The sequence below is a fragment of the Variovorax sp. LjRoot290 genome (assembly GCF_964253985.1).
In the GTDB taxonomy this organism is placed as follows: Bacteria; Pseudomonadota; Gammaproteobacteria; order Burkholderiales; family Burkholderiaceae_C; genus Variovorax.
In genome coordinates, this window is sequence record NZ_CAXURW020000003.1 from 53,884 (window position 1) to 78,571 (window position 24,688).

General features: G+C 60.2%; 20 protein-coding genes and 1 pseudogene. 13 read left to right on the forward strand and 8 right to left on the reverse strand.

From position 1 onward, the window contains the following. Positions 1-51: 51 nt before the first annotated feature. The 3 genes and pseudogenes from ACSQ9A_RS37620 to ACSQ9A_RS37630 form a co-directional block, all read right to left on the reverse strand. Entirely contained in the window at positions 52-243 is a 192-nt protein-coding gene (locus ACSQ9A_RS37620; protein ID WP_436297943.1) for a hypothetical protein, read from the reverse strand. Positions 244-325: 82 nt separating this feature from the next. Then, positions 326-820, reverse strand: coding sequence for a hypothetical protein (locus ACSQ9A_RS37625; RefSeq protein WP_436307848.1), 495 nt, complete (start codon positions 818-820; stop codon positions 326-328). 221 nt (positions 821-1,041) lie between these two features. Next, positions 1,042-1,257: pseudogene (locus ACSQ9A_RS37630) on the reverse strand (cytidyltransferase); the annotation flags it as partial. Positions 1,258-1,401: 144 nt separating this feature from the next. Here ACSQ9A_RS37630 and ACSQ9A_RS37635 point away from each other — a divergent pair. From ACSQ9A_RS37635 to ACSQ9A_RS37655, 5 genes are all read left to right on the forward strand, one after another. Next, a complete protein-coding gene (locus ACSQ9A_RS37635) occupies positions 1,402-1,791 on the forward strand; it encodes a hypothetical protein (protein ID WP_436307849.1) in 390 nt (129 codons plus the stop codon). Further along, a complete protein-coding gene (locus tag ACSQ9A_RS37640; RefSeq protein WP_436307850.1) occupies positions 1,788-2,552 on the forward strand; it encodes a PIN domain-containing protein in 765 nt (254 codons plus the stop codon). Before ACSQ9A_RS37635 ends, ACSQ9A_RS37640 begins: the two co-directional genes overlap by 4 nt. Before the next feature lie 260 nt (positions 2,553-2,812). Further along, positions 2,813-3,556, forward strand: a complete 744-nt coding sequence (locus ACSQ9A_RS37645) for a DUF1780 domain-containing protein (RefSeq protein WP_436307851.1) — start codon at positions 2,813-2,815, stop codon at positions 3,554-3,556. A 607-nt stretch (positions 3,557-4,163) separates the two neighbouring features. Next, positions 4,164-4,526 (forward strand): hypothetical protein, encoded by a 363-nt coding sequence (locus ACSQ9A_RS37650; RefSeq protein WP_436307852.1) that lies wholly within the window; start codon positions 4,164-4,166, stop codon positions 4,524-4,526. 112 nt (positions 4,527-4,638) lie between these two features. Continuing rightward, a complete protein-coding gene (locus ACSQ9A_RS37655; protein WP_436307853.1) occupies positions 4,639-5,517 on the forward strand; it encodes a restriction endonuclease in 879 nt (292 codons plus the stop codon). Between the two features lie 21 nt (positions 5,518-5,538). Here the strand turns inward: ACSQ9A_RS37655 and ACSQ9A_RS37660 are convergent, their stop codons facing one another. The 5 genes from ACSQ9A_RS37660 to ACSQ9A_RS37680 form a co-directional block, all read right to left on the reverse strand. Next, positions 5,539-5,817, reverse strand: coding sequence for a hypothetical protein (locus tag ACSQ9A_RS37660; RefSeq protein WP_436307854.1), 279 nt, complete (start codon positions 5,815-5,817; stop codon positions 5,539-5,541). A 258-nt stretch (positions 5,818-6,075) separates the two neighbouring features. Next, positions 6,076-7,470, reverse strand: a complete 1,395-nt coding sequence (locus tag ACSQ9A_RS37665) for a UvrD-helicase domain-containing protein (RefSeq protein WP_436307855.1) — start codon at positions 7,468-7,470, stop codon at positions 6,076-6,078. Next, positions 7,463-9,187, reverse strand: coding sequence for an ATP-dependent nuclease (locus tag ACSQ9A_RS37670; protein ID WP_436307856.1), 1,725 nt, complete (start codon positions 9,185-9,187; stop codon positions 7,463-7,465). Before ACSQ9A_RS37670 ends, ACSQ9A_RS37665 begins: the two co-directional genes overlap by 8 nt. Before the next feature lie 171 nt (positions 9,188-9,358). Continuing rightward, positions 9,359-9,721, reverse strand: coding sequence for a hypothetical protein (locus ACSQ9A_RS37675; protein WP_436307857.1), 363 nt, complete (start codon positions 9,719-9,721; stop codon positions 9,359-9,361). 76 nt (positions 9,722-9,797) lie between these two features. Further along, on the reverse strand, positions 9,798-10,148 hold the full coding sequence (locus ACSQ9A_RS37680) for a hypothetical protein (protein WP_436307858.1): 351 nt from the start codon (positions 10,146-10,148) through the stop codon (positions 9,798-9,800). A gap of 289 nt (positions 10,149-10,437) precedes the next feature. On the opposite strand from ACSQ9A_RS37680, the gene ACSQ9A_RS37685 reads away from it, so the two are divergent. From ACSQ9A_RS37685 to brxL, 8 genes are all read left to right on the forward strand, one after another. Next, positions 10,438-11,166, forward strand: a complete 729-nt coding sequence (locus tag ACSQ9A_RS37685; protein WP_436307859.1) for a hypothetical protein — start codon at positions 10,438-10,440, stop codon at positions 11,164-11,166. After that, entirely contained in the window at positions 11,163-11,429 is a 267-nt protein-coding gene (locus tag ACSQ9A_RS37690) for a hypothetical protein (RefSeq protein WP_436307860.1), read from the forward strand. Before ACSQ9A_RS37685 ends, ACSQ9A_RS37690 begins: the two co-directional genes overlap by 4 nt. A 192-nt stretch (positions 11,430-11,621) precedes the next feature. Beyond that, positions 11,622-12,212, forward strand: a complete 591-nt coding sequence (locus tag ACSQ9A_RS37695; RefSeq protein ID WP_436307861.1) for a DUF1819 family protein — start codon at positions 11,622-11,624, stop codon at positions 12,210-12,212. After that, positions 12,209-12,787, forward strand: coding sequence for a DUF1788 domain-containing protein (locus tag ACSQ9A_RS37700; protein ID WP_436307862.1), 579 nt, complete (start codon positions 12,209-12,211; stop codon positions 12,785-12,787). Before ACSQ9A_RS37695 ends, ACSQ9A_RS37700 begins: the two co-directional genes overlap by 4 nt. 13 nt (positions 12,788-12,800) lie before the next feature. Next, positions 12,801-16,424 (forward strand): BREX system P-loop protein BrxC, encoded by a 3,624-nt coding sequence (gene brxC / locus ACSQ9A_RS37705; RefSeq protein ID WP_436307863.1) that lies wholly within the window; start codon positions 12,801-12,803, stop codon positions 16,422-16,424. Between the two features lie 19 nt (positions 16,425-16,443). Continuing rightward, entirely contained in the window at positions 16,444-19,995 is a 3,552-nt protein-coding gene (gene pglX / locus ACSQ9A_RS37710) for a BREX-1 system adenine-specific DNA-methyltransferase PglX (RefSeq protein ID WP_436307864.1), read from the forward strand. Further along, entirely contained in the window at positions 19,988-22,606 is a 2,619-nt protein-coding gene (gene pglZ / locus ACSQ9A_RS37715) for a BREX-1 system phosphatase PglZ type A (protein ID WP_436307865.1), read from the forward strand. The genes pglX and pglZ overlap by 8 nt, the downstream gene beginning before the upstream one ends. Positions 22,607-22,614: 8 nt before the next feature. Continuing rightward, positions 22,615-24,684, forward strand: a complete 2,070-nt coding sequence (gene brxL / locus ACSQ9A_RS37720; RefSeq protein ID WP_436307866.1) for a protease Lon-related BREX system protein BrxL — start codon at positions 22,615-22,617, stop codon at positions 24,682-24,684. Positions 24,685-24,688: the final 4 nt, after the last annotated feature.

Sequence of the window (24,688 nt, forward strand, 5' to 3'; positions counted from 1 at the left end):
CTTGCGGGTCTCGAGCAAGGCGTTACAGGCTGACAAGTGCAGGGTCGTGGCCTACCCGCACTTGGGTGCGCAGACGAGGTGGTTCTTGCCGAGGAAGCGTTTCGAAGTCATCTCCGTGCGGAAAGCGAACTTGCCGCACTTGAAGCACGACATCATGGATTCGGCGCGCGGCGTTGTGATGATGGTGCCTGGCGCCTTCTTGACGTAGCGCAGGCCATCCTGCGTGAGTTGGGTGTTGGACATACGGCATTTTACCCGGAAGCAATTCAGCCGAGGCGATGGTGGCGGCGCGAGCTGCCCGCACGACAGCGCTAGGGATCCGACGCTATGCAGCGTGGCTAGCAGTGATACCGCGAGGCGTGAGCATCAGCACCATTCCCGTGAGGAACAGCGCCACTAAGCGCCAGAGCAGCAAAGTTGAGCTGTCGAGATCGAAGCCCAACACGCGAACAGCGAAGAACGTAAGAGAAATGGTCCCGTCAACCATTGCGAGTACGAAAGTCGGCCGTTCGCCGCAGAGCACCAACAGAAGACAGGGAAGCGAGCAGATCGCCAATGCGACCAGCGGGAAAGCAATCACATTCGTGCTCGCGACTTCTGTCAAAGCGCGGGCAATCCCGGCGAATACGCTCAAAGAAACGGCCGCCCAAATCACGAAGGTGGACTCACGATCGGAGACCTGATTCGAGTCACGGCCAAAAGTCGGAATCGCCAAAGCGAGGGGAGGCAACAATGCGCTGCCGGCACCCAAGAGGAGAACGCGTATGCACCGGGCCCACGAAAAACGAGCTTCCGCGCGGAAGAGATTGGGTTCGGTCATGTCTGCGAGTGGAGGAAGTTGATGTTTCGCCTGTGCGGCCAGCTCAATTCGGATATCGGCACAACCGAGCCGAACCTTTAGCTCGTGCTCGATCGCGCGTGAACAGTCTAGCAATGCAAGTGCGAGTCGCGCTAGGTGGTGGTCGGTTCGGGCTGGACAAGCCGCATCGGGCAGGGTGAGGGCACCTGTGAGGGCCGGTAGCGAGAAGTTCGCTTTCTTGGCTACTTTCGATTGAGGAAGGCGTCAAGAATGTGAAAGTGATCGTCGTGGAACTGCGTCTCCATGCCGGCGAGTTCCGACACGGGCACCCACCTGGCTTCGCTTGCGTCATCACTGCTGCGTACCTCGGGCAGCGGTCCATCCGCCAGGGCGAAGTAGTGCGCATGCGTGATCACCCGGCCCCGCTGGCTGCGATCAGGGTGGTCGAACACCCGGACGCCTCCTGGAAGCTGGACATCGCGATTATCGAGACGGTGGTCAAGCAACTCCATGACCCGGCGCCGACGCCGGCGCGATTGCTTGAGCTCGCCAAGCCCTTCCGACTTATGCTAGCGGCTCCAACAAACAAATGAGGAGCGGAGATGACAACAGAAATCTTCCATGCGAGTGTTCAGTACGGCGATTTCAAAGGCACGGCGCAGGCCGACGGCCACGATCGAGTAGATTTTCGAGTGCACCTCACGCAATTGGGGTTGATCAAAGACGGCGAGGTTCTTGTGGGAATCGAAGCTTGGTCTGGTGAGGTCACGAAGCAACCCAGCGACAAGGCCTTCCAAGTCACCGCGCTTTTGGCCAAGCCCGGCGACCACGACAGCGTCAAGGCCGCGGTCGACACCGGCAAGCCTTTGCCAGTGCGTCGCGTCAAGCTCGAGATGCCTCCTGACGTCTTCTTTGGCCTGTTCAAGCGCTTCAGCATCTCGCTGTCGTCCCACGGCATGATTGACGGCAAAGAAATCACCTACGACGAATGACCGGCGGCAGCGCGATGGCGAGCCAGGTCCACGTGCTGGTTGACCTCGAAAATGTGCAGCCACCGGCAGCACTTCTGGATGAGCTAGCACCCGGTTTCGCGGATGCCTGGATCTTCCATGGTCCCCATCAGCAGAAGCTAAGTCAGACCTTCAAGACGATGATCGGTGATCGGGCCACGCTGGTGCCTATCACTCGAACGGGCAACAACGCGCTCGACTTTCATTTGTCGTTCTATCTCGGATATGTTGCGGCCAAGCACCCCGACGCTCGGCTTGTCGTGATCGCCAACGACAAAGGCTACGAGCCAATGATCGAGCACGCGGTGTCGCTTGGTTTTGAGGTTCGCCGCGAAGGCTATGACGCCACGAAAAAGTCCGCGCCCAAGAAGGCTGTAGCGACCAAAAAGGCGGCTGTGAAGAAGGCGGCGGTGCCGGCAAAGAAGTCCGCCCCAAAGAAGGCAGCAACGCCCAAGAAGAAGCCCGAGAAGCCCGCGGCAGCCTCGATCGTTGCGCCATCAAGGAAGCCAGTTCCGCCGAAGGACGGCAGCGCGTCGCCAAAGCTGCAACGGATCGCCAAAGCGTTCAGGAAAATGGGGGCAGAGCGGCCTCAGAAGAAGGCCTCGTTTCTTCGCCACCTTGAGGCCATGTTGGGGAACGGTGCGTCCGCAGCAACACTCGCGCAAGCCGTTGCGTATCTGACGAAGGGCGGCATCGTTCAGATCGATGGCGACAAAGTGACGTACCTACCCAGCAAGAAGTAAATCAAGAACGAGGAAATCCCGCAGCCTTGTGCAGGGCGCGTAGCTCTAGGCGCGCAGACTCGCGGATTTCTTCCCGGTCCAGTTCGACTGCGGTGTCGTCGACCCAGGTTTCCCAGATGCTTTCGAGCCAGACTTGCCGGGTGCTGAACCCTTCGACTGCGTAGTCGAGCCAGCTGGCGTACCCGGGGTCCGGGGAGCAATGGAACAGTAAACCGACTTAAGGACCTGGCGGTTACCATCTGGAGCGCACCGAGCTTTCGGTGGAGGACACGCTTCGGATCAACCACAGCGCCTCTTCGATAGTGGCGTTCATGCCGTCAGACTGGCTGAATGCATTTCAAGTCGAGCGTGTTGCGCGTAGGATCGATCTCACCATGACTGATCGCGAGTACCTGGAAAAGCGGAGGGTTCATGTTGCGGATACGAGGACGTTCCTTGGCAATAAGATGAAGCCAGAGCGGGAACGCACGGTTTGTCGCGCGTTCCTCCGTGCGATCGGCGTTTCGTTCATTGATAGCGAACTTCACGCCCCGACTGTCGAACCCGTAGACGTCGAGTTTCGTGACGCCCGGTTTCAGGTACGGGACTTACTCCGAGATCGTAAGCGGGGCGACGACTGGAAGAACCGCGAAACGCGATACGCCGAGGCACAGTCCCCCGCAGACCTCGTCGAACCGTATTCGCCATCGGTCCCGACGAGCTTGAAGGATCTTGTACCCGAGGTCGCTACGGCTCTCGCTGACAAGGCGGCAAAGTACGGTGCCAACTGCAAGGACCTCGACGCGTTGGTGTATGTCGACTTGCCCGACGCCTTTCTCGAGGCCAACTCTCCTATCCCGGACACCGCAGAGTTGCAACGTCAAGGTTGGCGGTCTGTCTCGTTGCTCTTCGGGCCATACGGCGTGGTTCTTTTCTCCAACAACCGTGCCCCGGACTTTTTTTGTGCTGCAGCAGGACGGGTACTCATGCAGTGGGAAAACATAGATACGCTGTTTGAGGTTTGAGGTCGACGAGGATCTCGACAAGACGATGCACGAGATGCTGAGCGAAATCCACCAAACGGCCGACCTACGCCACTGCCACGTCGAATCTGCGTGGAGCTGGACGCAGGGTATGGAAAGGTGACGGTGGAAATGAAAATCTCTTTAAACTCAAAGAGTTAAGTACGATCCTGCAAATTTTTCAGGAATCACGGCCGACCCTGGAGTAAGCCGTACAGAGAAAAGAGAACGCCCGTCAAACTGTATCGGCCGCGAGAAGGGTACGGAGCCGCGGCCAGCCTGACGAGAAGGCTCGAACGCGACTGTAGAGCAGGTTCGTCCAGGCCATTTGAGCGATGAGTATCGGGATACAGAGGACGCCAATCGCGGTGAACTGAAAGGTGATGCTGAAGTAGGCGAGGGCGGCAAAGCCCAAGACTCCGAACACCATGGGCCCGCCCTCGTGAACGAGCGGATCGTCGCCAGACCGAAACAGATTCGGGAATCTACGCCTCATGCCCGCCCGCTCATTGAGGAAGAGGATTGCATGGTAGGTGAGATCGGTCGCAACGCCTATCGCATAGACGTCGCGATTAAAAGGCCCAATTGGGTGGCGAGAGACAATGCTTCCATGAGTTTTAAGACCACTCTGTTTCGGGCGCTGGAGGCCGCCGACACCAGCTTTTGCAACGGCCAACGGGTCGTAAGCAAGCTGCTCGATGCGAGCCCGGAAGCGCTGCTCAAGCCTTACGTGGATCTCGACGACGACACGACGCTCGAGATCCAGGAAATGGTGATCCTGGTCGACGACGAGGGCCGCGCCTACGGCTCCCCAGCGGAAGGCAACACCGAGGCGCTCGTCTGGACCTTCCGGGTGGTCCGTCCACTGTCGGCTGCCGACGTGCCCACGATCGAGCTTCCGACCCTCAAGGTCGGGGAGGTCGTCGGGCGCCTTAGGCGGATCGAACGTGACGGTAAGCGGGAAGAGGCCTAAAAGGGGCGCGCTGAGTGGCAAATGTCACGCCACCGTCGGGTAGACGACACCTCGCAATGCGCGTCACTGCGATGATGCAAGCCGCGCCGCCACGGCGCGCGAAAGGACTCATGTGGGACGAAAGAGGTCAGGCGGCGCCGAGAACGTCGTCGATGTGCTCGCGATGCTGCCATGGTGGGTTGGCGTCGTGCTGGCTGTCGTTTCCTACTGGCTCCTGCACAGGTACGCGGTCTCGCCAATTGGCGCGGATCCGCGAGCGATGGCCAGCGCGGCCGTGATGAAGGGGCTGGCCACCGCTGGCCAGTACTTGGTCCCGGGCCTCTGCCTGGCCGGCGCGGCGCTTTCGGCTCTGCGGCGATGGCAACGGAAGGGCCTGGCCGACCAGGTGGCGGCCGGCACCGGCGCTGATGTTCTCGAGGCGATGACCTGGCGCGAGTTCGAGATGCTGGTGGGCGAGGCGTTCCGTCTCAAGGGATACCGAATTGAGGAGTCGGGTGGCCGCGGGGCCGACGGCGGCATTGACCTGGTGCTGCGCAAGAGCGGCAAGAAGTTCCTGGTGCAATGCAAACAGTGGCGCTCCTACAAGGTCGGCGTCGGAGTCATTCGAGAGCACTTCGGCGTGATGACCGCGGAGAAGGCCGACGGTGGTATCGTGGTCACATCAGGACGGTTCACCGCTGAGGCGAGGGTGTTCGCGAAGGGATTCCACATCGAGCTCATCGAGGGCGAAGCGCTCTTTCAGATGATCAAGGAGGCGAGAGCTGCTTCGGTCGGTGAAACTGATGCGCGGCCCGCGCAAGGCCAGGCTCCGCAGCTTTCGGCTGAACTGAGCACCGCCGTTGTGCACGCCGCCGGCCCAACAGAGGCTGCTCCGATATGCCCAAATTGCTCGTCTGCAATGGTCCGTCGAATCGCGAGGCGCGGTGCGAACGCGGGCAACTCGTTCTGGGGTTGTTCCGACTACCCGCGTTGTCGCAGTACCGCGAGCTAGATTTTTCTCCTCATAGCCGTATTAGGCTGGCACCTTCGGTGGCCGGCCCCTCTTGCGCGGTTGCCATTCCATGCCTAGCACCATGTCCTTGATCAAGCCGTACGGCATGTATCCGCCGTCGCTGTCGACTGTGTCCAGGACCCGTACCATCGTGCCGTCCCGAACGAAATCCTCGAGCATCATGCGTACAACGTGGGGTACCTCCAGCGAACGTCCGTGGCAGAACTTCTCAAAGCGAGCGTAGATTTCCGCTTCGACGCGAACTTTGAGCGTGAAGCTTTCTTCAGGGAAGCTGCTCATTTCCACGTGTACATGATAGGGCAGGGGTGACCTGGCCGTCGCTGTCCGAAAGCGTCATTCGATCGGTAGCTTGCCGCAAAACTGTCGGATGTTCGGCCTGAAGCCGGGACGGAGGCTTCGCTCCCAGCACCCACGAAGAAACATGGCCGCAAGAAGCAGAAGCGACGTCCCTCCATGGTTCTCTACCGCGACTCATAAGAGTTGAAGGGCTGAACCCGCTGCGCTGCCCGCAATCGAGGTGGCGTGTGCCGCCCGTGTCTATAGGTCTGGACGGGGAAGGAGCATCCGGCTTTCCTGGGAGGTGATCGTCAACGAACGGGTCGCCCTAGATATTGCAACATAGAATAGTTTGGCCTGGGCTTGCCGCTCGCCCGCGAAATGGCTAGCGTTGGGCACCACCACGTGATCGAACTCAAGACCTTTCAGCAGCAGCGGCGTCGAGACCGTTCGGCGCGGCAACCTGCGGCCCGCCATGCTGATGCGATGGCGCACCCGGTTGGCTGCTTCGGTCATTGACATGCTTCGGCCTGAGGCTACATCGCCCATGGCTCGCTCCACGTCGCGCCATAGCTCGTTTCGGTACAGCCGATATCGCGATCGCTTTCGAATGAGGGCAAGTACAGTTGCACCCGCCGAGGCCCCTTGCTCGCCAAAGATATGTGCTCCCGCAGCGCGGACTTCAGTGTTGATCGCCGTGTCGGCGGGGCTCTCTTCCTCGCCTTGTGGCAATTCCTTGATGTTGAAGCAGTCGTTGACCAGACCCTTGATGGCGGCGGCCCGATCCTGAATCGATTCGCTTGCATCCCAGGCGATGCAGAAATCCTGCAGGCGCCTTGCCGCTATCTCTTCGATAGCTTGGTATCCCCCTCCAGCCGCACGAGCGACGCGGTAGCAGAGCCCCTTGTTGCAATGAATCGCAGCGAAGCTGCCCTCCAGGCCTTCGAACCCTTCGAACAATGGCCCCATGTCGAATTCGTTGTCGGCTTCGCGAAAACGCGCCGGTCCAGCGGATAGGTCGATCGCGTCACCGCGCATCAGCCTCTCGCGAACATCAGCAATCCAATCCCCCAACTCCGGGTTCTTGTCACGCCAACGAAAGGGAACTTCGAGGGTGCCAATCAATGGAAAATGCGGGTAGATCGTGTTTTCCCAGCTCAAGGTCGCTCCTGCGAACTCAAAGATGCCCTGCATCGGATCGCCGAAGATCAACGTCGGAACGATCCCAGAAAGAGTTTGGGCGAGCTCGTGCTGGAGCAAGTGACAGTCCTGGTACTCATCGATCAGGATGCGGTCGTAGGAAGCTTCCACGACCTTGCGTACCGCGCTCACGCCAAGAGCGTGAATCGTTCCTGCGTACAGGTCGTCCCATTGCCGGCCTTGGGGCATGCCCTCGCAAGGTTGAGCGACTCGTGGGAACGCATGCGAATAGCGCATCGACCACCCGGCGATCGTGTCTACGGCGACGGCGGCGTGTGGCACCTTCAGGCGCTTGAGCCTCGATCGAATCGCATGCACGCCTGCGTGCGTGTGAGTCAATATGAGAGCGCGGCGACCTAGGGCCGCCACATTGGCAATCAGCTCCGTTTTCCCGTGGCCAGCGGGTGCAACGATGGCGCCGTTGCCCAGGCTTGCAAGGTCCGCCGCGTCAGGCATAGAGCCAGGCTTCGGCAGCCGCTAGCGTCACGGCAAAAGGAGACGTCGGATTGGAGACCGAGATGTCCCAGGCAATGGGACCAAGACCACGCCCGATGCGTTGATCCTTGAACCACTTCCTGGCGACAAATACCCCGGCGAGACGGTTGCGCAGTTCGGCGCCATCATGCGCAGTGAAAAGTTGCCACGCATCAAAGGTGACAGCAAGGGTTTCCCGGCTCAGGTCCAGCGCGGGCAGTAAGTTGTCGTTGACTCTTCCCTCGCCGCGCTCCTGGCGAGCATAGTCAAGCAAGCGTTGGACCTGTGCGTCGTTTGCAGCTGAGAAGAGGGCGTGCTCGACGTCGAGCATGTTCCCGTACTCGAAGATAGGAATCGCCGCGGCGGCGAGTGACGCGATGCTTTCCGGAGGCAAAGGGACGTCCGAGTCTCGAAAAACTGCCACGGTATACCCCAAACCAGCGAGGCCCAAAGCCATGGGCACGGTCTGCCCTCCATTGCCATCTGCGACCGAGGCGCCCTTGTGCTCACACGGCATGCCATTGTGGCGGGGCGGCCAGAACTCGCGAATGCCGTTCAGCATCCCAACTTCGGTCATGCCTTCGCTGACGAGGATACGCCTGGCGAAGAGGGCGCGAGGGTTGAATCGCATTAGCGCATGGATCGGGTCGGGAGCAGCTGGTTTCACCACTTCGACCATTCGAGCAGGGCGAGAGGTGCGACAAACGAAAAGCGCACCAGCGCCGGCTTCGCCCAGGGCGACTTCCGAATGGGTCGTCAGAATGATTTGGCCAAGTGGGCGTCGTGCTTGGGATGCGGCAGTCTGGTCGCGCCTCAACTGGGAGATTGCCCCCATGATGCGATGCGGCTCGAGGCCGTGCTCAATCTCATCAACGAGAACGATTGCACCTTCGGAGATGGCGGACTTCTGAATCGCCAAAGTTGCCAGTCGCCTAGTTCCCAGGCCAGCAAGGCGCAGAGGCACGCCTGCATCGTGCAACGCGATCGATCCCGAGGACAGCCCACCGCGACCCAGCTCCAAGCCTGGGGTGTAGTCTCCTTCGACATACGCACCCATACCCAAGGCGTAGCCCTGCGCCGCATTTGCAGCAGTCATGAGCGCCTCGATCTCACCAAGCTTTGCGCTATCGCGGGCAGACTTGTAGGCCACAGCCAATCTGGCCGATGCTTCTTCGTTGTCGCCCGTTAGGCGCGATAGCACCGAACCCTGGCCCCATGCCAGATGACGGGCGTCCTCTCCGGCAAGACGCACCACCCCAAAGAGCGCCCGATCCCGATTTGAGAGGGTGCGCGTGTCCTCGATCCGCTCGCAGTAGACCTCCCACGCCGGCTCAAGGGTGGCATCCACAGTGAGGCGGACCGTCAACACGGGCTCGTCCCCGTCGTCCGGTTCGTCGCGGATCTCGCCCCGAGCGGTCCAGCCGCGAATGTGGAGACCAAAGCGCTCGTCTGACTTCAGGGCGTTGGACAACTCGCCAACAGTGACTTCGATCTGGATCGGCTTCGTCGTGTCGCCGCCGATGAAGTCAGCTTCCGTAAACGCGAACCAGCGAGATGAGAGAGCTGCCTCGATCGCGTCGAGAATGGTCGACTTGCTCGAGTCGCCCGGGCCGATCAGGCAGCAAAATGGAAGAGCGGGGGACCAGTCCAGGGAAGCAATGCCTCGGAAATTTGTGACCTTTAGTTGTCTTACCTGCATTACCCGCCTTTTCCAGCGTTCTAAGATGGTTGGTGAGGATACAGGTCGAATGCGAAGCGACGGCTCAGGCGGCGCGGGATACCTCCCGTTCCGAGGAGAAGATCACGTCGGAGCGTGCGTGGCAATCGTCCTAAAACTCGTCGCTGCGCCGCGCGCCTGATTTGGGCAGGGTCACTTCGACGACATATCCCCGTCGCCCCTCGGGACCACGCGCAACTCCGGCGTCTTCCGCTCGGGCGGCGGTTTCGGACGGCGTCGCGTTTCCAACGTGAAAGTGAATCCCCCAGGCGGCGAGTGCGGCAGCGGCTCCAGCTCGGGGAAATCGTTGGCGTCGATCACCGGCTTGCTGCACGCTTCAACCATGCGCTGCACTTCTGCCAAGATGGTGGCTGGATCGTCGCCACCGACCGTGACGAGGGGAAAATGGCTATGGAGCGAGCCGTCGTCGTTGTAGAAGACCTTGTGCAACCCCAACGGCGGGTCGCCTTCGACATACAAGTTGACGAAGACAAGACGGTATTCCCAAGTCCTCACAGGTTTCCTTTTGGTGATGTTCCGTCGTATGCCCGCTCCCCGTCGCCGCCACGCAGCGAGGCAGGCTCGGGGTTGGCTACGCAAAGGCGGCGTCCACGGCCGCCCAGGTATCGTCTTCAGTGCCCGGTTTGTAGTAGCGCCGATCGACCGCCAGTATTGTTGCCTTGCGAGCTTCGTAAGAGCTCGTTGCGCGGGTCGCATGGATGTCGTCAATGAGCGAGCAGGCCTGAGAGTAGATCGTCTCGAGGGGGTCGCCTGTGTTTTCGGCTGGGCGCCGGGAGGTTGGCATGCCCGTCATGGCTCCGAAGAGATAGACGCGAGCGCGCGCCTTGAGGGCGAACACTTGATCCCGCGAGGCAATTTCGGCCGGGGTGCTGGGGCGAACCGTGATTGTGCGCCGCGATGCGGCGTTCTTCATTTCGCTCATGGGCTTGCTTCCAATAGGGGGTTGGTGGTCCGAGGGACCTGAGGCGTGATCGATGCGCGGGGTTGATGAGTATGCCGCGAGTCGCTCATTTGGCCGATTGCCGCGAGCGCGCGGCTGGTGTTGTTCCATGGGGCTTGGCCTGGCGCATCAATCGCTGGCGGACTGGCCGAGATTGGTCGACCCGCGCATTGTGCGAAAAATAAAGGAAAAGCCTTGAAACAAGTGCGGCGTGTGGAGTGCAATCGGTACGGCGAGTGTCTGATAATTGGTCCATCGAAGCGAGATGACCATGAAGACCAAAGCCGAAAAGCGAAAGATCACGGTACAGTTGTGGACCCCGTTGCTCAAGAAGCTCAACGAGCTTGCCGCTGCAGCCTGCCTGAACCGGGACGCGTACCTCGATGTGGTGTTCGCCCACGAAGCGGCGATGCTGGTGGGTGAGCTCGGCGGCAAGCAGAACAGCGACCGCGCAAGGGCGTTCATCAAACAGTGCTTCGCCGAGTTGAAGGACTTCCAGCAGGTCAGCTTCACGCTCACCAGCGAGACGGCTGACGCACTGTCGCAGGCGTGCGATCAGGTCAATGTCTGGCGTGACGCCTTCGCGAACCGGGTGATCTACTTCCTGGTGGCCAAGTCGTCGGCCATCGAGAAACAGTTCGACTTCAAGTTTCAGGATCACACCAACGCCATCTTCGACGAGGGTTGGGAGATCAAGTCCCTGCTGCTTGGGCCGCGTCTCGTGGCCATACGCAGTTTCATGAGCGATGACCCTTTCCTCGCGATTCGAGCCGCACTTCGCTGCGCGTACCCAGACAGTGAAGGCCGCCTCCATGACTTGCAGCTCGGGTACCCTATTTCGGAAACCGCCAAGGGTCGGGGTCTGGCTGGCTTCACGGTCTATCTTGAGGACATGTACGTGCCTGGAACGCAAGAGAACGAGCAGTGGCACAAGGAGAGTGCCGAGCTGCTCAGTCTGCTCAGCGACGTCGCCGATACCCACGCGGGATCCACGAAATGAGCCGCCACGACCTTACCCGACATGCCGCCGTTCGCCAGCAGCAGCGCTGCATCCCGCCGTTGGTCGTCGACTGGCTCCTGTCGTACGGAAGGCGAGACCCATCGTCCGGAGCCGTCAAGGTGCGGTTCGACCGACGCGGTCGCAGGGAGCTGGCGCGCGAGGTTGGTGAGCGAGCCGTGTCCTTGATGTCCAAATACCTGAACGCTGCATTGGTGGTTGACCGTGACACCGACCGCGTCATCACGGTCGAATGGCTCCACTGATTCGCAGGGTGCCCTTAGGTGCGGCTGGTCAGGCATCGTCCAGGTAGTACGAAATCGTCATCATTATGATCAGGAACAAGATGCTCAAAATCCTTAGCGCTGCCGATCAAGAAGTGGAGCCTGCGGCTGCCACTCGTGACTACGACATCGAGAGCGCCGTCTTCGCGCCAGGCGCAAAGGAAGGGGGCAGGTTTGGGCCTCTATAACGCAGAGATCTCAGCTGGATCCCTTCTGCTGCCCGAGAGCCGACGTATTGCCAGGCTACTTCTAACGCACCCAACCCCCAATCAGTGGAACGGAGCGTTAAATAACGACAACCTGCTGCAAAAAAAGCCAGCCACCGCACGCCGCCAGGCGCGGCTCATTCGCAATCGACTGAAGACACTGGACGAATACGGCCTCCAACTGGTGGCCGAGGGCGACGGAGAACTGTGCAGTCAGGTGCTGCTTGCCGCGGCAGCGCGACATAGCCAGCTATTGAGCGACTTCATGCGCGACGTGTATGGCGCTGACCTGCGGCGTCTTGAGCGAACGCTCAGCTACCGTCAGTGGGAGGCATTCCTTGTGGAGTGCGAGCACCGAGACTCAACGGTGGGGTTGTGGGCTGCTACCACCCGGAAGAAGCTCTTCCAGGTAATCGTACGCATGCTCGTCGAAGCCAAGTTCCTCGACTCCACGCGCCACATGGGCCTGACGCCGCCGATGCTGCACCCAAAGGCACGGACCTACCTGAACAGCCTGGGCGACACCACAACGCTCGCCCGCATGGAAACCCAAGCATGAAGACGATCTTCGAAGAGCGACTGAACCAGATATTGCCGCGACTAGCGTCGTCTGACGTTCTCGACAACCGCGGTGCGGGCGGCGAGATCGGTTTCTGGATCTTCGACTATCCCCCGGAATATGAATTGCAGATGCGCTCATGGGTCGCCGAGGTGATCGAGCCCGGCCTGCGCAAGCTGAAGCCTGACCTCCGTTTCGCAACGATTGATCTGTTCGACTGCGTGATTGACCTGTTGGAGGAGCGGGGCCTGCTAACCAAGGCCCTGGATATGCAGATGAAGCAGGGCGACGAAGCAGTGCTGAAGTCATTGCGATCAGTGCTGAAGGAAGACCGCCTGGCAGCGCGAATCGTAGAACTGGCTGGCGCAAAGGACCTTGATTTGCTGATCGTCAAAGGGGTCGGGGCGGTGTACCCGATGCTGCGCACCCACACGCTGTTGTCCGCGCTGCATCCCCACATGCGGGACACGCCGCTGTTGATGCTGTACCCAGGCCGCTACGACGGACAGTCCCTGCGCCTGTTCAGCAAGCTCACGGACGACAACTACTACCGAGCCTTCAGCCTAGTCTCGTGATCGAGGGAGCCACATGAAAATCAAAGAATTGTTCGTCAAGCAGATCGACCGCCCCATCAATGGCGTCATCAAGGCCGACCAACGCGACGACGAGAGCGTCTGGCAGGAGCTGGACGAGTACGTCACCACCAAGCAGGTGACTGAGTACCTGCGGCGCTTCTTCGACGCCTATCTAGCCACGGTCGACCACCCGAACGACCCCGCCATCGCCGCGCGCATGGGCGTGTGGGTGTCGGGCTTCTTCGGCTCAGGCAAGTCGCACTTCATCAAGATCCTGTCGTACTTGCTCTCAAACATGGAGGCGACCAACCCGCTTACCGGTGGCCATCGGCGTGCAGCGCAGTTCTTCGAGTCGAAGATCAAGGATCCGATGCTGCTGGGCGATGTCCACCGTGCTGTGGCGGGCAAGACCGACGTGATCCTCTTCAACATCGACTCCAAGGCTGATGCCAAGAGCGATCGCGACGCTATCCTGCAGGTCTTCCTGCGCGTGTTCAACGAGATGCAGGGTCTGTCGGGTGACGCTCCACACGTCGCGCACATGGAGCGTCACCTCATTTCCAAGGGTAGCTTTGATGTCTTCAAGGAAGCCTTCAAAGCTTCCAACGGCAACGATTGGGACGCCGAGCGCGACGCCGTGGACTTCTTGCGCGATGACGTGATCGCGGGCCTGAGCGCTGCTTTGAAGATGTCGGCCGAATCCGCCGGGAAGTGGTTCGACGATGCTCGGGATGCCTACCGCATCAACATCGAAGGCTTCGCCGAACTGGTGCGCGCCTACCTGGACGCCAGGGGGCCGGGCCACCGCGTCATTTTCCTCGTCGACGAGGTGGGCCAGTTCATCGGAAAGAACGCGCAGCTGATGCTGAACCTGCAGACCATCACCGAGGAACTCGGGGTGCGCTGCAAGGGCCGCGCTTGGGTCATCGTCACCAGCCAGGAAGACATCGACGCCACGCTGGGCGAAGCCAACCAGGCACGCACCAACGACTTCTCCAAGATCACCGGGCGCTTCCACACCCGCTTGTCTCTGTCCAGTTCAAACACCGATGAAGTGATCTCGCAGCGCCTGCTAGAGAAAACGCCTGCCGCCAGAGAAGCGCTGATCGCTGTGTGGAAGACCAAGGGCGACATCATCAACAACCAGCTCTCCTTCGCCGACCATGCCGTCGCGTTCCGGCGTTTCAAGGATGCTGACGACTTCGCGGCGCACTACCCCTTTGCTCCCTACCAGTTCCAGCTGCTGCAGAAGGTCTTTGAGTCCATTCGCAAGGTGGGCGCCACGGGCCGACATCTGGCTCGCGGTGAGCGTTCTATGCTTGACGCCTTCCAGACGGCGGCAGTTGGTAATGGCGACAAGAACATCGACGCCTTTGTCCCCCTTTACGACTTCTATCCGTCTATCGAGAGCTTTCTCGATTCGTCCGTCAAGCGGGCGATTGACCAGGCCAACGAAAACCCGGCCCTGGAGCCCTGGGACATCAAGCTGCTGCGCGCGCTGTTCCTCATCCGCTATGCGGATGCCGTGAAGGCCACCGTGGACAATCTTGCCACGCTGTGCCTGGACCGGTTGGACGCCGACAAGCTGGGCCTGAAGCGCCAGATCCAGGAGAGTTTGGCCCGTCTGGAACGGCAGAACCTGGTCAGCCGCAATGGCGACTTGTGGTTCTTCCTCACCAATGAAGAGCGCGACGTCTCGCAGGAGATCAAGTCGGTTGAGATTTCGTCAGCCGAAGTCTCGCGTCTGGTGTCCGAGATGGTCTTCGACGAAGTGCTGGGGGGCAATTCCAAGATTCGCCACCGCGACACCAAGACCGACTACGAATTCAACCGCCTGCTCGATGGCGCACCCTGGCGCCAGGCCAACCAGCAACTCACGTTGGAGGTGATGTCGCCTGTGGGCGCCGACTACGAGCTGTTGACGGAAGCTAGGTGCATTGGCCGAAGCATCGAAGGCGCAGGACGCGCCATCCTGCGTATGGCCAACGACACCAGGGTAGACGTTGAACTTCGCACCTACGTGCAGATCGAGAAATACATCGCCAGTCCCAAGAACGATGCAGCCACCCGCTCGCTCAAGAAGATCCTGCTGGACCGAAAGGACGAAAACCGCGAGCGCAAGACCCGCATCCTGGCGCAACTTTCTGAGCTACTGAGCCAGGGTGACTTCTACGCCCTGGGCCAGAAGCTTGCGCTCAAACCCCAGGGCCCAACAGTGATCCTGGACGAGGTCCTGAACTACCTCGTATCCAACACGTACTCCAAGCTCGGCTACATCAAGGTGCGCCAGGCTGACCCGGCTGCCGAGATCCGCGCCGTGCTGTCCGCCGATACGAACGGCCAGCAAAGGATGGCGCTCGATGGTGAGGACGGCAACGCCTTGGCCATTGGCGAGATGCGCCAGTACCTCACAGTGGCCGCCAGTGGCGGCCGCGTGCTCTTGTCGGATGTGGTCAACCGTTTTTCTGGCGCTCCGTGGGGCTGGCGACCTGAGTTGGAAACCGTGCTGCTGATCGCCCGCCTGTTCATGGCCGGCGAAATCAAGATGGTGATGGCGGGGTCTGACCTCGACCCCAAGTCTGCCGCCGAGCCGCTGACTAAGGCCGTCCGATTCAAGCAGGTGTCCATCCTAAAGCGCAAGACCGCCGACGCTGGCACCCGCACCAAAGCACGCGATCTGCACCGCGAAATCTTCTCGCTGCAGCCCCCGGATGACGAAGATGGCTTGGTGACCGCCTATCGCGAGAACCTGAGCCAGCGCAAAAACAAGCTGGAGCGCGCCAAGCCCAAAGCCGAGCAGAAGCACTACCCGGGCGCCACGGAGATCGCCAAGGCCTTGCAGGCGATTGACCGGCAATTGGCCATTCGTGACCCCTTCGAGTTCTTGAATTCCATGCTGTCGGCGCGTGACGACTGGCTGGACCTCGCTGACGACACCCACGACGTGCTCAGCTTTTACGAGACGCAGGCGCCGGTGTGGGCGCGCATGCTCGACGGCCTGGCCAGCTTTGCCGACAACCGTGAGGCCCTGGTCAAAGATGCTGCATCTGCGCAGCCCCTGGCCGAACTGGAGGCCATCCGCGCCAACCTCACGCCTTATGCGCAGGTCAACCGCATCGAGGCCTTACTGCAGGCGGTAGAGAAGGTCAACGAGTCACTGGCCAGCGCGCGACGCGAGAAGGCGCTGCTGTCCGTTGATGCCAAGATCCTGGAAGCCACTCAGGCCCTGGACGCAGGGCAGGCCGAGCCCATTGTGCGCAACGCTGTCCTGCGGCCATTGCAAGAGCTGAAAGCGCAACTCGCGGCCCTGGTGAGCATCCCTCGCATCATGTTCCTGCAGCAGCGGGCCGGTGAGTTGCTGGACGAGGCGATGGACATGATCGCCGCCGCAGTGGCTGCAGCCGCCGAAGCCAAGGCCTCCCTCAAGCCGCCGCACCCGGCCACCCCAGGAGGCACACCAACCCCGCCGCCGCAGCCTGCCCCCCCGGCCGCCAAGCCCATTCGCGTGGTGCGTACGGCTGACCTGAATGCCAAGACCTACCTGGAAACCGAGCAGGACGTCGACACATACGTGGCCAAGCTGCGCACCGAGCTGATGGCTGCCATAGCCTCAGGCCACCGCGCCCGCATTCAGTGAGCACAAGAAAAAGGTAGACATGAACAAGGCCAACCTCAAGAGCTACGCCCCGAAGGCGCGGCTGGACTTCATAAAGGCGGTGACCGAACGCGCAAACGTGCTGGGCATCTCGGCAGCAGGCGCTTCGCAGGCTGAAGTGCGTGGCGACGTCGCCATCATTGATGGTCGTGAGTGGTCAGCCAAGGTAGCCCGTCAGCGGGACGAACTTATCGTCCGCATCAAGAGGAATGGTTTCGATCAGACCATGGACGAGGTGGCCTACACCTGGTTCAACCGCTTCGCCGCGCTGCGATATATGGAACTCCACGACTACCTGGGCCACGGCTGGCGCGTGCTGTCCAGCCGCGACGGCGGCTTGCCGGAGATCCTGCGCCACGCCAGCGAGGTGGCCCTGCCGGGCCTGAACACCGACCGCGCGCGCGAAATGCAGTTGGCCGGAAACCAGGACAACGAGCTCTACAAACTGTTGCTGGTGGCCCAGTGCAACGAGCTCTCTCGGGTGATGCCCTTCCTGTTCGAGTACATCGACGACAAGAGCGAGCTGCTGCTGCCCGAAAACCTGCTGCGCACTGACTCCATCGCGGCCAAGCTGGTCGAGTCGGTCCCCGAAGAAGACTGGCAAGAGATCGAGGTGATCGGCTGGCTGTACCAGTTCTACATCAGCGAGAAGAAGGACCAAGTCATCGGGACGGTGGTCAAGAGCGAGGACATCCCCGCGGCCACCCAGCTATTCACCCCCAATTGGATCGTGCAGTACCTGGTGCAGAACAGCGTCGGCCGGTTGTGGTTGATGGCCAACCCGAGCAGCACGCTGGCCAGCCAGTGGCCGTACTTCATTCAGCCTGCCGAGCAGACGCCCGAGGTGCAGGCGCAACTGGATGCGCTGATCCAAACCCGGATCCGCGAAGACGGCGAAACGCTCAACCCTGAGACCATTACCGTGCTCGACCCGGCCTGCGGCAGCGGCCACATCCTGGTGGTGGCGTATGACGCGCTCAAGGCCATCTACCTCGAGCGTGGCTACCAGCCCCGGTCGATCCCCCGACTGATCTTGGAGAAGAACCTCTACGGCCTGGACATCGACGACCGCGCCGCCCAGCTTGCCGCGTTCGCCCTGTTGATGAAGGCCCGTGCCGACGATCGCCGCCTCTTCAATGAGCCCCCCAAGCTCAATGTGCTGAGCCTGCAGGAAAGCAAGAGCCTGGACGCGGATGAGGCGGCCACCCACCTGGCGGCTTTTGGCTTGCAGCGCGCGCCGCTCAAGGCGCTTCTCGACACCTTCGAGCACGCGAAGACCTTGGGATCACTTATCCAAGTTCCGCCGGCCTTGAACGGCCAACTGGCTTCAATGGCGAACCGATTGCAGCAAGCACTACGCGACGGCGATTTATATACCCAGCAGGCGGCTAAGGATGTCTTGCCGCTTGTATGGCAGGCGCTCGCATTGGAGATGCATTTTGATGCCGTGGTGGCGAATCCGCCGTATATGGGCAACAAGGGAATGAATCCGACGGTTAAGAATTACGCGAAGGCGATTTTTCCGGATAGCAAATCGGACTTGTTTTCGATGTTTATGGAGCGAGGCTTTAAATGGTGCAAGTCGACAGGATTTAACAGCATGGTCACCATGCAAGGCTGGATGTTTCTTTCCTCATATGATGGGTTGAGGAGAAATATCTTGTCCACACGGACGATCTTCACTTTTGTTCAAATTGGCTACAACAGTTTTCCCGAGATCAATTCAAAAATAGCGCAAGCCTGTGCATTCAGTATTTTTTCGCCGCTAGTGCAGGGGTTTTTTGGGCGGTACGTTAATCTAAACTCAGCCTCCCAGTCGGCCGACAAGAATGAAGTTTTCCTCAATAGGAATGAAGCAATAGTTCACGATGTTCAAGAGGCAGATCTAACTAGCATACCTGGGAGCCCACTGGCTTACTGGGCGTCGAAGTCAATCATTGATTGTTTTTCAAGATCCGAGTTTATCGGGTCTGTGGCGCCCACTCGAAAGGGAATGGTCACCGCAAACAACGAACGCTTTGTTCGTTTTTGGCACGAGGTAAGCATCAAAAAAACGTTCTTTGACGCAAAGAATCGAGAGGATGCGCTAGCAAGTGGAAAGAAGTGGTTCCCTTACATAATGGGCGGTGATTATAGAAAATGGTACGGCAATCGATTCGAAGTTGTCGATTGGAGCGATGACGGGCAAGAAATTCGAAGCAAGCGGCATCCGTCGGAGGATCGAGTCTGGGCGACGAACTTCAATCTGGAGTTCATCTTTCAAAGAAACATAAATTGGAATAGCATTACTTCTTCTAGGCTGTCCTTCAGGGTGTCCCCTGGGGGGGAGTTATTCGCATCAACAGGATTGGCTTGCTTCCCAACTGAGAATGATGCGTTTGTTGTCGCGGGTTTCCTTAATAGTCGGGTCGCAGAACGATTCTTAGGGATCATTGCGCCCACCATCTCTGCCAACCCCGGGGATATCGCTCGGCTGCCGTTCTTCAACGGATCTAAGAAAAATGACGACATGACTAGACTGAAGGGGAATGTCGAACAAGCAGTTCAGTTGGCTAAAATGGATTGGGATTCATTTGAGGCTTCATGGGAATTTCGCGGCCTCCCTTGGGTTGCTTTGGCGTTGGAGTCTGGTCGGCTGGGGACCTCTTGGAGGGTATGGTCAACCTCCAGCAAGGATCTTCTGCAACGCTTGAAGACGATTGAAGAGGAAAATAATCGAATCCTCATCCATTCTTACGGCCTCCAAGACGAACTATCCCCAGAAGTTTCCGAAGACGAAATCACTCTTGCCCGCGCGGACCGTGAGAAAGACTGTAAGAGCCTGATTTCGTACGCCATGGGCTGCATGATGGGTCGCTACAGCCTCGATGAGCCGGGGCTGATCTATGCGGACGGTGGCAACGTCGGTTTCGATGCGAACCTGTACGTAAAGCTCCCGGCCGACGTCGACGGCATCGTGCCGCTCACTGACGAGCGTTGGTTCGAAGATGACGCTGCCAGTTGCGTGCGCGAGTTTCTTCGCGCAGTCTGGGGTTCTGAGACGCTGGAAGAGAACATGGCCTGGCTGGCCGAGAGCCTGGGCAGCAAGGGCAGCGAGACACCGGACGAAACCGTGCGCCGTTACCTGGCCGACAAGTTCTTCAAGGACCACCTGCAGACCTACAAGAAGCGCCCGATCTACTGGCTCTTCTCCAGCGGTAAGCAAGGCGCCTTCCAGGCCCTGGTCTATCTACATCGCTACAACGAGGGCACTCTGGCCCGCATGCGCGCCGAGTATGTGGTGCCATTGATCGCCAAGGTGGTTTCGCGCTTGGACATGCTGGACAAGGACGTGACTGCAGCCACCTCTGCGGCAGCCCGCACCAAGCTGCAGAAGCAGATCGAGTCGCTGCGCAAGAAGCAGATCGAATTGCTGGCCTACGATGAAAAGTTGCGTCAATACGCCGACATGCGCATCACGCTGGACCTGGACGACGGCGTGAAGGTGAGCTACGCCAAGTTCGGCGATCTGGTCGCCGAGTCCAGGGCCATCACCGGCGGCTGCGATGAGTAGTGCGCCCGTCTTCTTCTCGGCCCTGACCCGACTGTTCCAGGAGGGTCATGCGCTGGTCTTCTGGAACGACGCGGGCGGCGAGTTCGCTTCGCAGGTGGACGGCATCGACATTGATGGCGTCAAGGTGCTGCGGCTGGACCGTACGCCCGCACTGCAGGCCAAGATCGCGATTGAGCGCGAGACTGGTGTGCGCTGGCTGGTGTATGCCCCATTCGATGAGCCCGAGCCGGCGCATGACTGGTTGCTCGACGCGCGCCTGCGCAGCAAACCCTTCAGCGCCGACACGGCCTCGATCCAATTGGAAGAGCTGGGTCTGAGCACCAAGTCGCTGCGCGGCCACCTCAAAGCGCGGACCAAGTACCTGCGCGCCCGCGACCGCTTCGAGCGCATCAAGCGTTGGGTGCAGCCCACCGACATTGCGGACGACCTGGACCGCAAGATGATAGCGGCAGTGACGCGTGCCGAGACTGCAGAAACTTCGGCCATCCTGCTGAAGCTCTTCGCCGCCCTTGTGGCCGAGGGCAGCGACCTGGGTGCTCGGCCCAAGCTGCTGGACGACTTGACCAGCTTTGACCTAGAGCTTCCCTTCTGGAGCCTGGTTGAACGCGAGTTCGGCTATAGCGAGTTAGACGGTGAAGCGCCCACGCTACGTGGCTTGCTCTACCGCCTGTTCGCCACCGATTTTTGCAACAGTGCCCACAGCACGCCCGCTGCACTGTCGCACTTTGTAATCGACGCGCGGGCCAAGGCGGCACACGCGTCGGTGTTTGCCAGCCGGTGGCGCACCGACATGGCCAACTACGGAAGCTACGACGTGGTCTCGGGTTGGGCGGCCGACGAGCTGAAGATCGTCAACATCCTGAGTTCGATGCAGGCCGAAGAGCTTTCGGACGCCATGACCTTCGAGGCCATCGAGAAGCGCGTCATCGGTGATCTCAAAGCCCGCATCATCGCAGCGGCGGGCGCCAATATGGATTCGGTGCGGGAGCTCATTGCCCGGCGCCGAGACGGCCACTGGGCCAACCCGCTTTTGGTCGGCGCCAACGATGCAGCGCGCGCCCTGGCCGCCAGTTATGACGCTCTGGAGGCAGCGGCCGGGTTCTTAGAACTGCAGGCCAAGCACGGGAAGGGCTTCAGCTTCTCTGACGCCGCCACAGCATTCAGTGTGTACCGCACCGAGCTTTACAGGTTCGACCAGCTGTACCGCTGGTTCATGAGGGCTTCCGAGACGGTGGAACCAATGGGCTGGTCGCTGCTGCACGAACTGCGCGACCGGATGGAGGACGCCTACTCAGGCTGGTTCATGGGCCAGTTGGCCTCCGCCTGGGACGCGGTCGTTGAAGGGCCGGACGGACTGCTTTCTAAATGGAAGATCGACGAAGTCGTCAACCAACAGCACTTCTACGCCCGCCATGTGGCGCCGGCCTTCGACGGCGGCGCCAAGCGCGTGTTCGTGGTCATCTCCGACGCCTTTCGCTTCGAGGCTGCGGCTGAGCTGGTAGACGAGCTAAACGGCCGCAGTCGCCTCAGGGCGCGTCTGGACGCAATGCTGGGCGTGCTGCCCAGCTACACCGCCCTGGGCATGGCGAGCTTGCTGCCGCACAAGCAACTTGCCTTCAAGGGAAATGCGTCGCTGGATGTGACGGTAGATGGGCAGCCCTCATCGACGCTGGAACAACGTTCGGCGATTCTTGCTGCGCACGGTGGCGTGGCCATCGGCCGTGATGCTCTGATGGAGAAGGGCAAGGAAAAGGGGCGCGAGTTCGTCAAGCCGCACAAGGTGGTTTACATCTATCACGACCTGATCGACATGATTGGCGATAAGCGCGGTTCCGAGACCAAGACCTTCGAGGCCACCGCACAAGCGATCCAAGAACTGTCCGAGTTGGTGGGCTTCATCGTCAATAACCTCAACGGCTCGACTGTCTTTGTGACGGCCGACCACGGCTTCATGTACCAGGAGTCGGCACTTGGAGAGGCCGACCGCCACACGGTGGAGGAACGCATGCCGGGCGTGCTGAAATCGAAGAAGCGCTACATCCTTGGCCGCGGCATGTGGCCGCTTCAGAACGCCTGGGCCGGCAACACAGCCACCACTGCGGGCACGGATGAAGGCGAAGGCAGCCTAGACTTCCTGGTGCCCAAGGGCGCGGGGCGCTTCCACTTTGTCGGCGGCGCCCGCTTCGTACACGGCAGTGCGATGCTGCAAGAGGTTGTGGTGCCGGTGATCGTCGTGAAGGAGAGCGACACCGAGAAGACCAAGATCCGGCAGGTAGAGGTGAGCCTGCTCGGATCCAGCAACAAGGTGGTCACGAATAAGCAGCGCTTCGAGTTCATCCAGACCGAGGCGGTGTCAGAACGTGTACTGCCGGTGACACTGTTACTGTCGATCCGCGACGGTGACCAGTCAATCAGTGATGAACAGATCCTGACCTTCGACAGCACTTCGCAGATGCTCGATGAGCGCAAGCGATCGATGATGTTGACGCTTGCTGCTGGCAGCTACGATCGAGCCAAGGACTACTTCCTGGTGGCCCGAGATGCGAAGACCAAGGCGGAGGCCTGGCGTGCGCCGCTGCGCATCGACCTGGCATTTAGCAATGACTTTTGAGAATGACTATGGTTGACGACATCGCACCGGCGGCCGGAACAACAGTTTCCGCCACCATCGACCCTGGCTTGGACAGGCTGTTGAACGAGCGCTTCGCTGGGCGCGTGGTGCGCAAGGACCTGACCAAGCTCATCAAGGAAGGCGCCAACGTTCCGGTCTACGTGCTTGAGTACCTGCTAGGCATGTACTGCGCCTCAGACGACGCCGAGACCATCCGTGCCGGCCTGGCCACCGTGAAGAACGTGCTGGCCGAGAACTACGTTCGGCCTGACGAGGCCGAGAAGGTCAAGAGCAAGATCCGTGAGCGTGGCTCGTTCAAGGTGATTGACAAGGTCACTGTGAAGCTGAACGAGAACCGTGATGCCTACGAGGCGCTGCTGTCCAACCTGGGCATCAAGAACGCTGAGGTGCCCGATTCGTACGTTCGGCAGTTCGAGAAGCTGCTGGTCGGTGGCATCTGGTGCATCGTGACGCTGCAGTACCGCTTTGAGGAGAACCAGCGCACATCGCCTTTCGTGGTGTCGGACCTCAAGCCCATCCAGATGCCCAACCTGGACATGGAGGAGCTGTTCGCTGGCCGCAAGGGGTTCACCGAGGAGCAGTGGATCGATGCGCTGTTGCGCTCGACCGGCATGGAGCCCACCTGTTTTAAGGAACGCGTGAAGTGGCATCTGCTGGCGCGGATGATTCCGCTGGTGGAGAACAACTACAACCTGTGTGAATTGGGGCCGCGGGGCACAGGCAAGAGCCACATCTATAAGGAGATCAGCCCCAACTCCATCCTCGTGTCCGGCGGCCAGACCACGGTGGCCAACCTGTTCTACAACATGAGCGCCCGCAAGGTGGGCCTGGTTGGTTTGTGGGACGTGGTGGCCTTCGACGAGGTGGCCGGCATCAACTTCAAGGATCAGGACGGCGTTCAGATCATGAAGGACTTCATGGCCTCCGGCTCGTTCAGCCGGGGGCGTGAGTCGATCAATGCCAGCGCTGCGATGGTCTTCGTCGGCAACCTTCCGCAAGGGCAGTCGGTCGAGTCGCTGGTGAAGACCAGCCACCTGTTCGCGCCGTTCCCTGACGTGATGATCGACTCGGCCTTCTTCGACCGCTTCCACGCCTACGTGCCGGGCTGGGAGATCCCGAAGATGCGGCCGGAGTTCTTCACCGACCAGTACGGCTTGATCGTGGACTACCTGGCCGAGTGGGCGCGCGAAATGCGCAAGCGCAGCTTTGCCGACGCGATCGACAAATTCTTCAGACTGGGCAACAACCTAAACCAGCGCGACACCATCGCCGTGCGGCGCACGGTCTCTGGGCTCCTGAAGCTGATCTGCCCGGACGGAGCCTACACCAAGGACACGGTGCGCAAGTGCCTCGAATACGCGCTGGAGACCCGGCGTCGGGTGAAAGAGCAGCTCAAAAAGATCGGTGGGATGGAGTTCTACGACGTTCATTTCTCCTACATCGATCTGGAGGACCTGCAGGAGCGCTTCATCGCCGTGCCCGAGCAGGGCGGTAGTGGGCTGATCCCCGAGGGCCGGCTCAGCCCCGGCGTGCTGCACACGATCACAATGGGTGACGGGGGTATGCCGGGCGTCTACCGCATGGAGATTCAGGCTATGGCCGGCGGTGGCAAGCTCTCGGTCTCAGGCCCCGTGTCACGCGAACCAGTGCGCGTGGCATTCGATTTTTTCAAAGCGAACGCTGGCCGCGTCAGTGCGTCAATCCATCCAGCTGAACGTGACTTCCATCTCCACTTGGTCGAACTGCAGAGCGCCGGGACACCCGATGCGTTGACCCTGGCTAGCTTCATCGTGCTGTGCTCGGCGGCGTTAGGCAAGCCGGTGCAGAGTCAGATGGTGGTGATGGGCGACATGTCCCTTGGCGGGACGATCACTCCAGCTCGAAACTTGGCTGAAAGCCTTCAGGTAGCCTTCGACGCAGGTGCCAAGAGGATTTTGTTGCCTATGTCGAGCGTGACTGATATCGCGACAGTGCCGGGGGAGTTGTTCGCGAAATTTCAGACTAGCTTCTACTCGGATCCTGTCGACGCGGTGTTCAAAGCCCTTGGCGTTGAGTAACGGG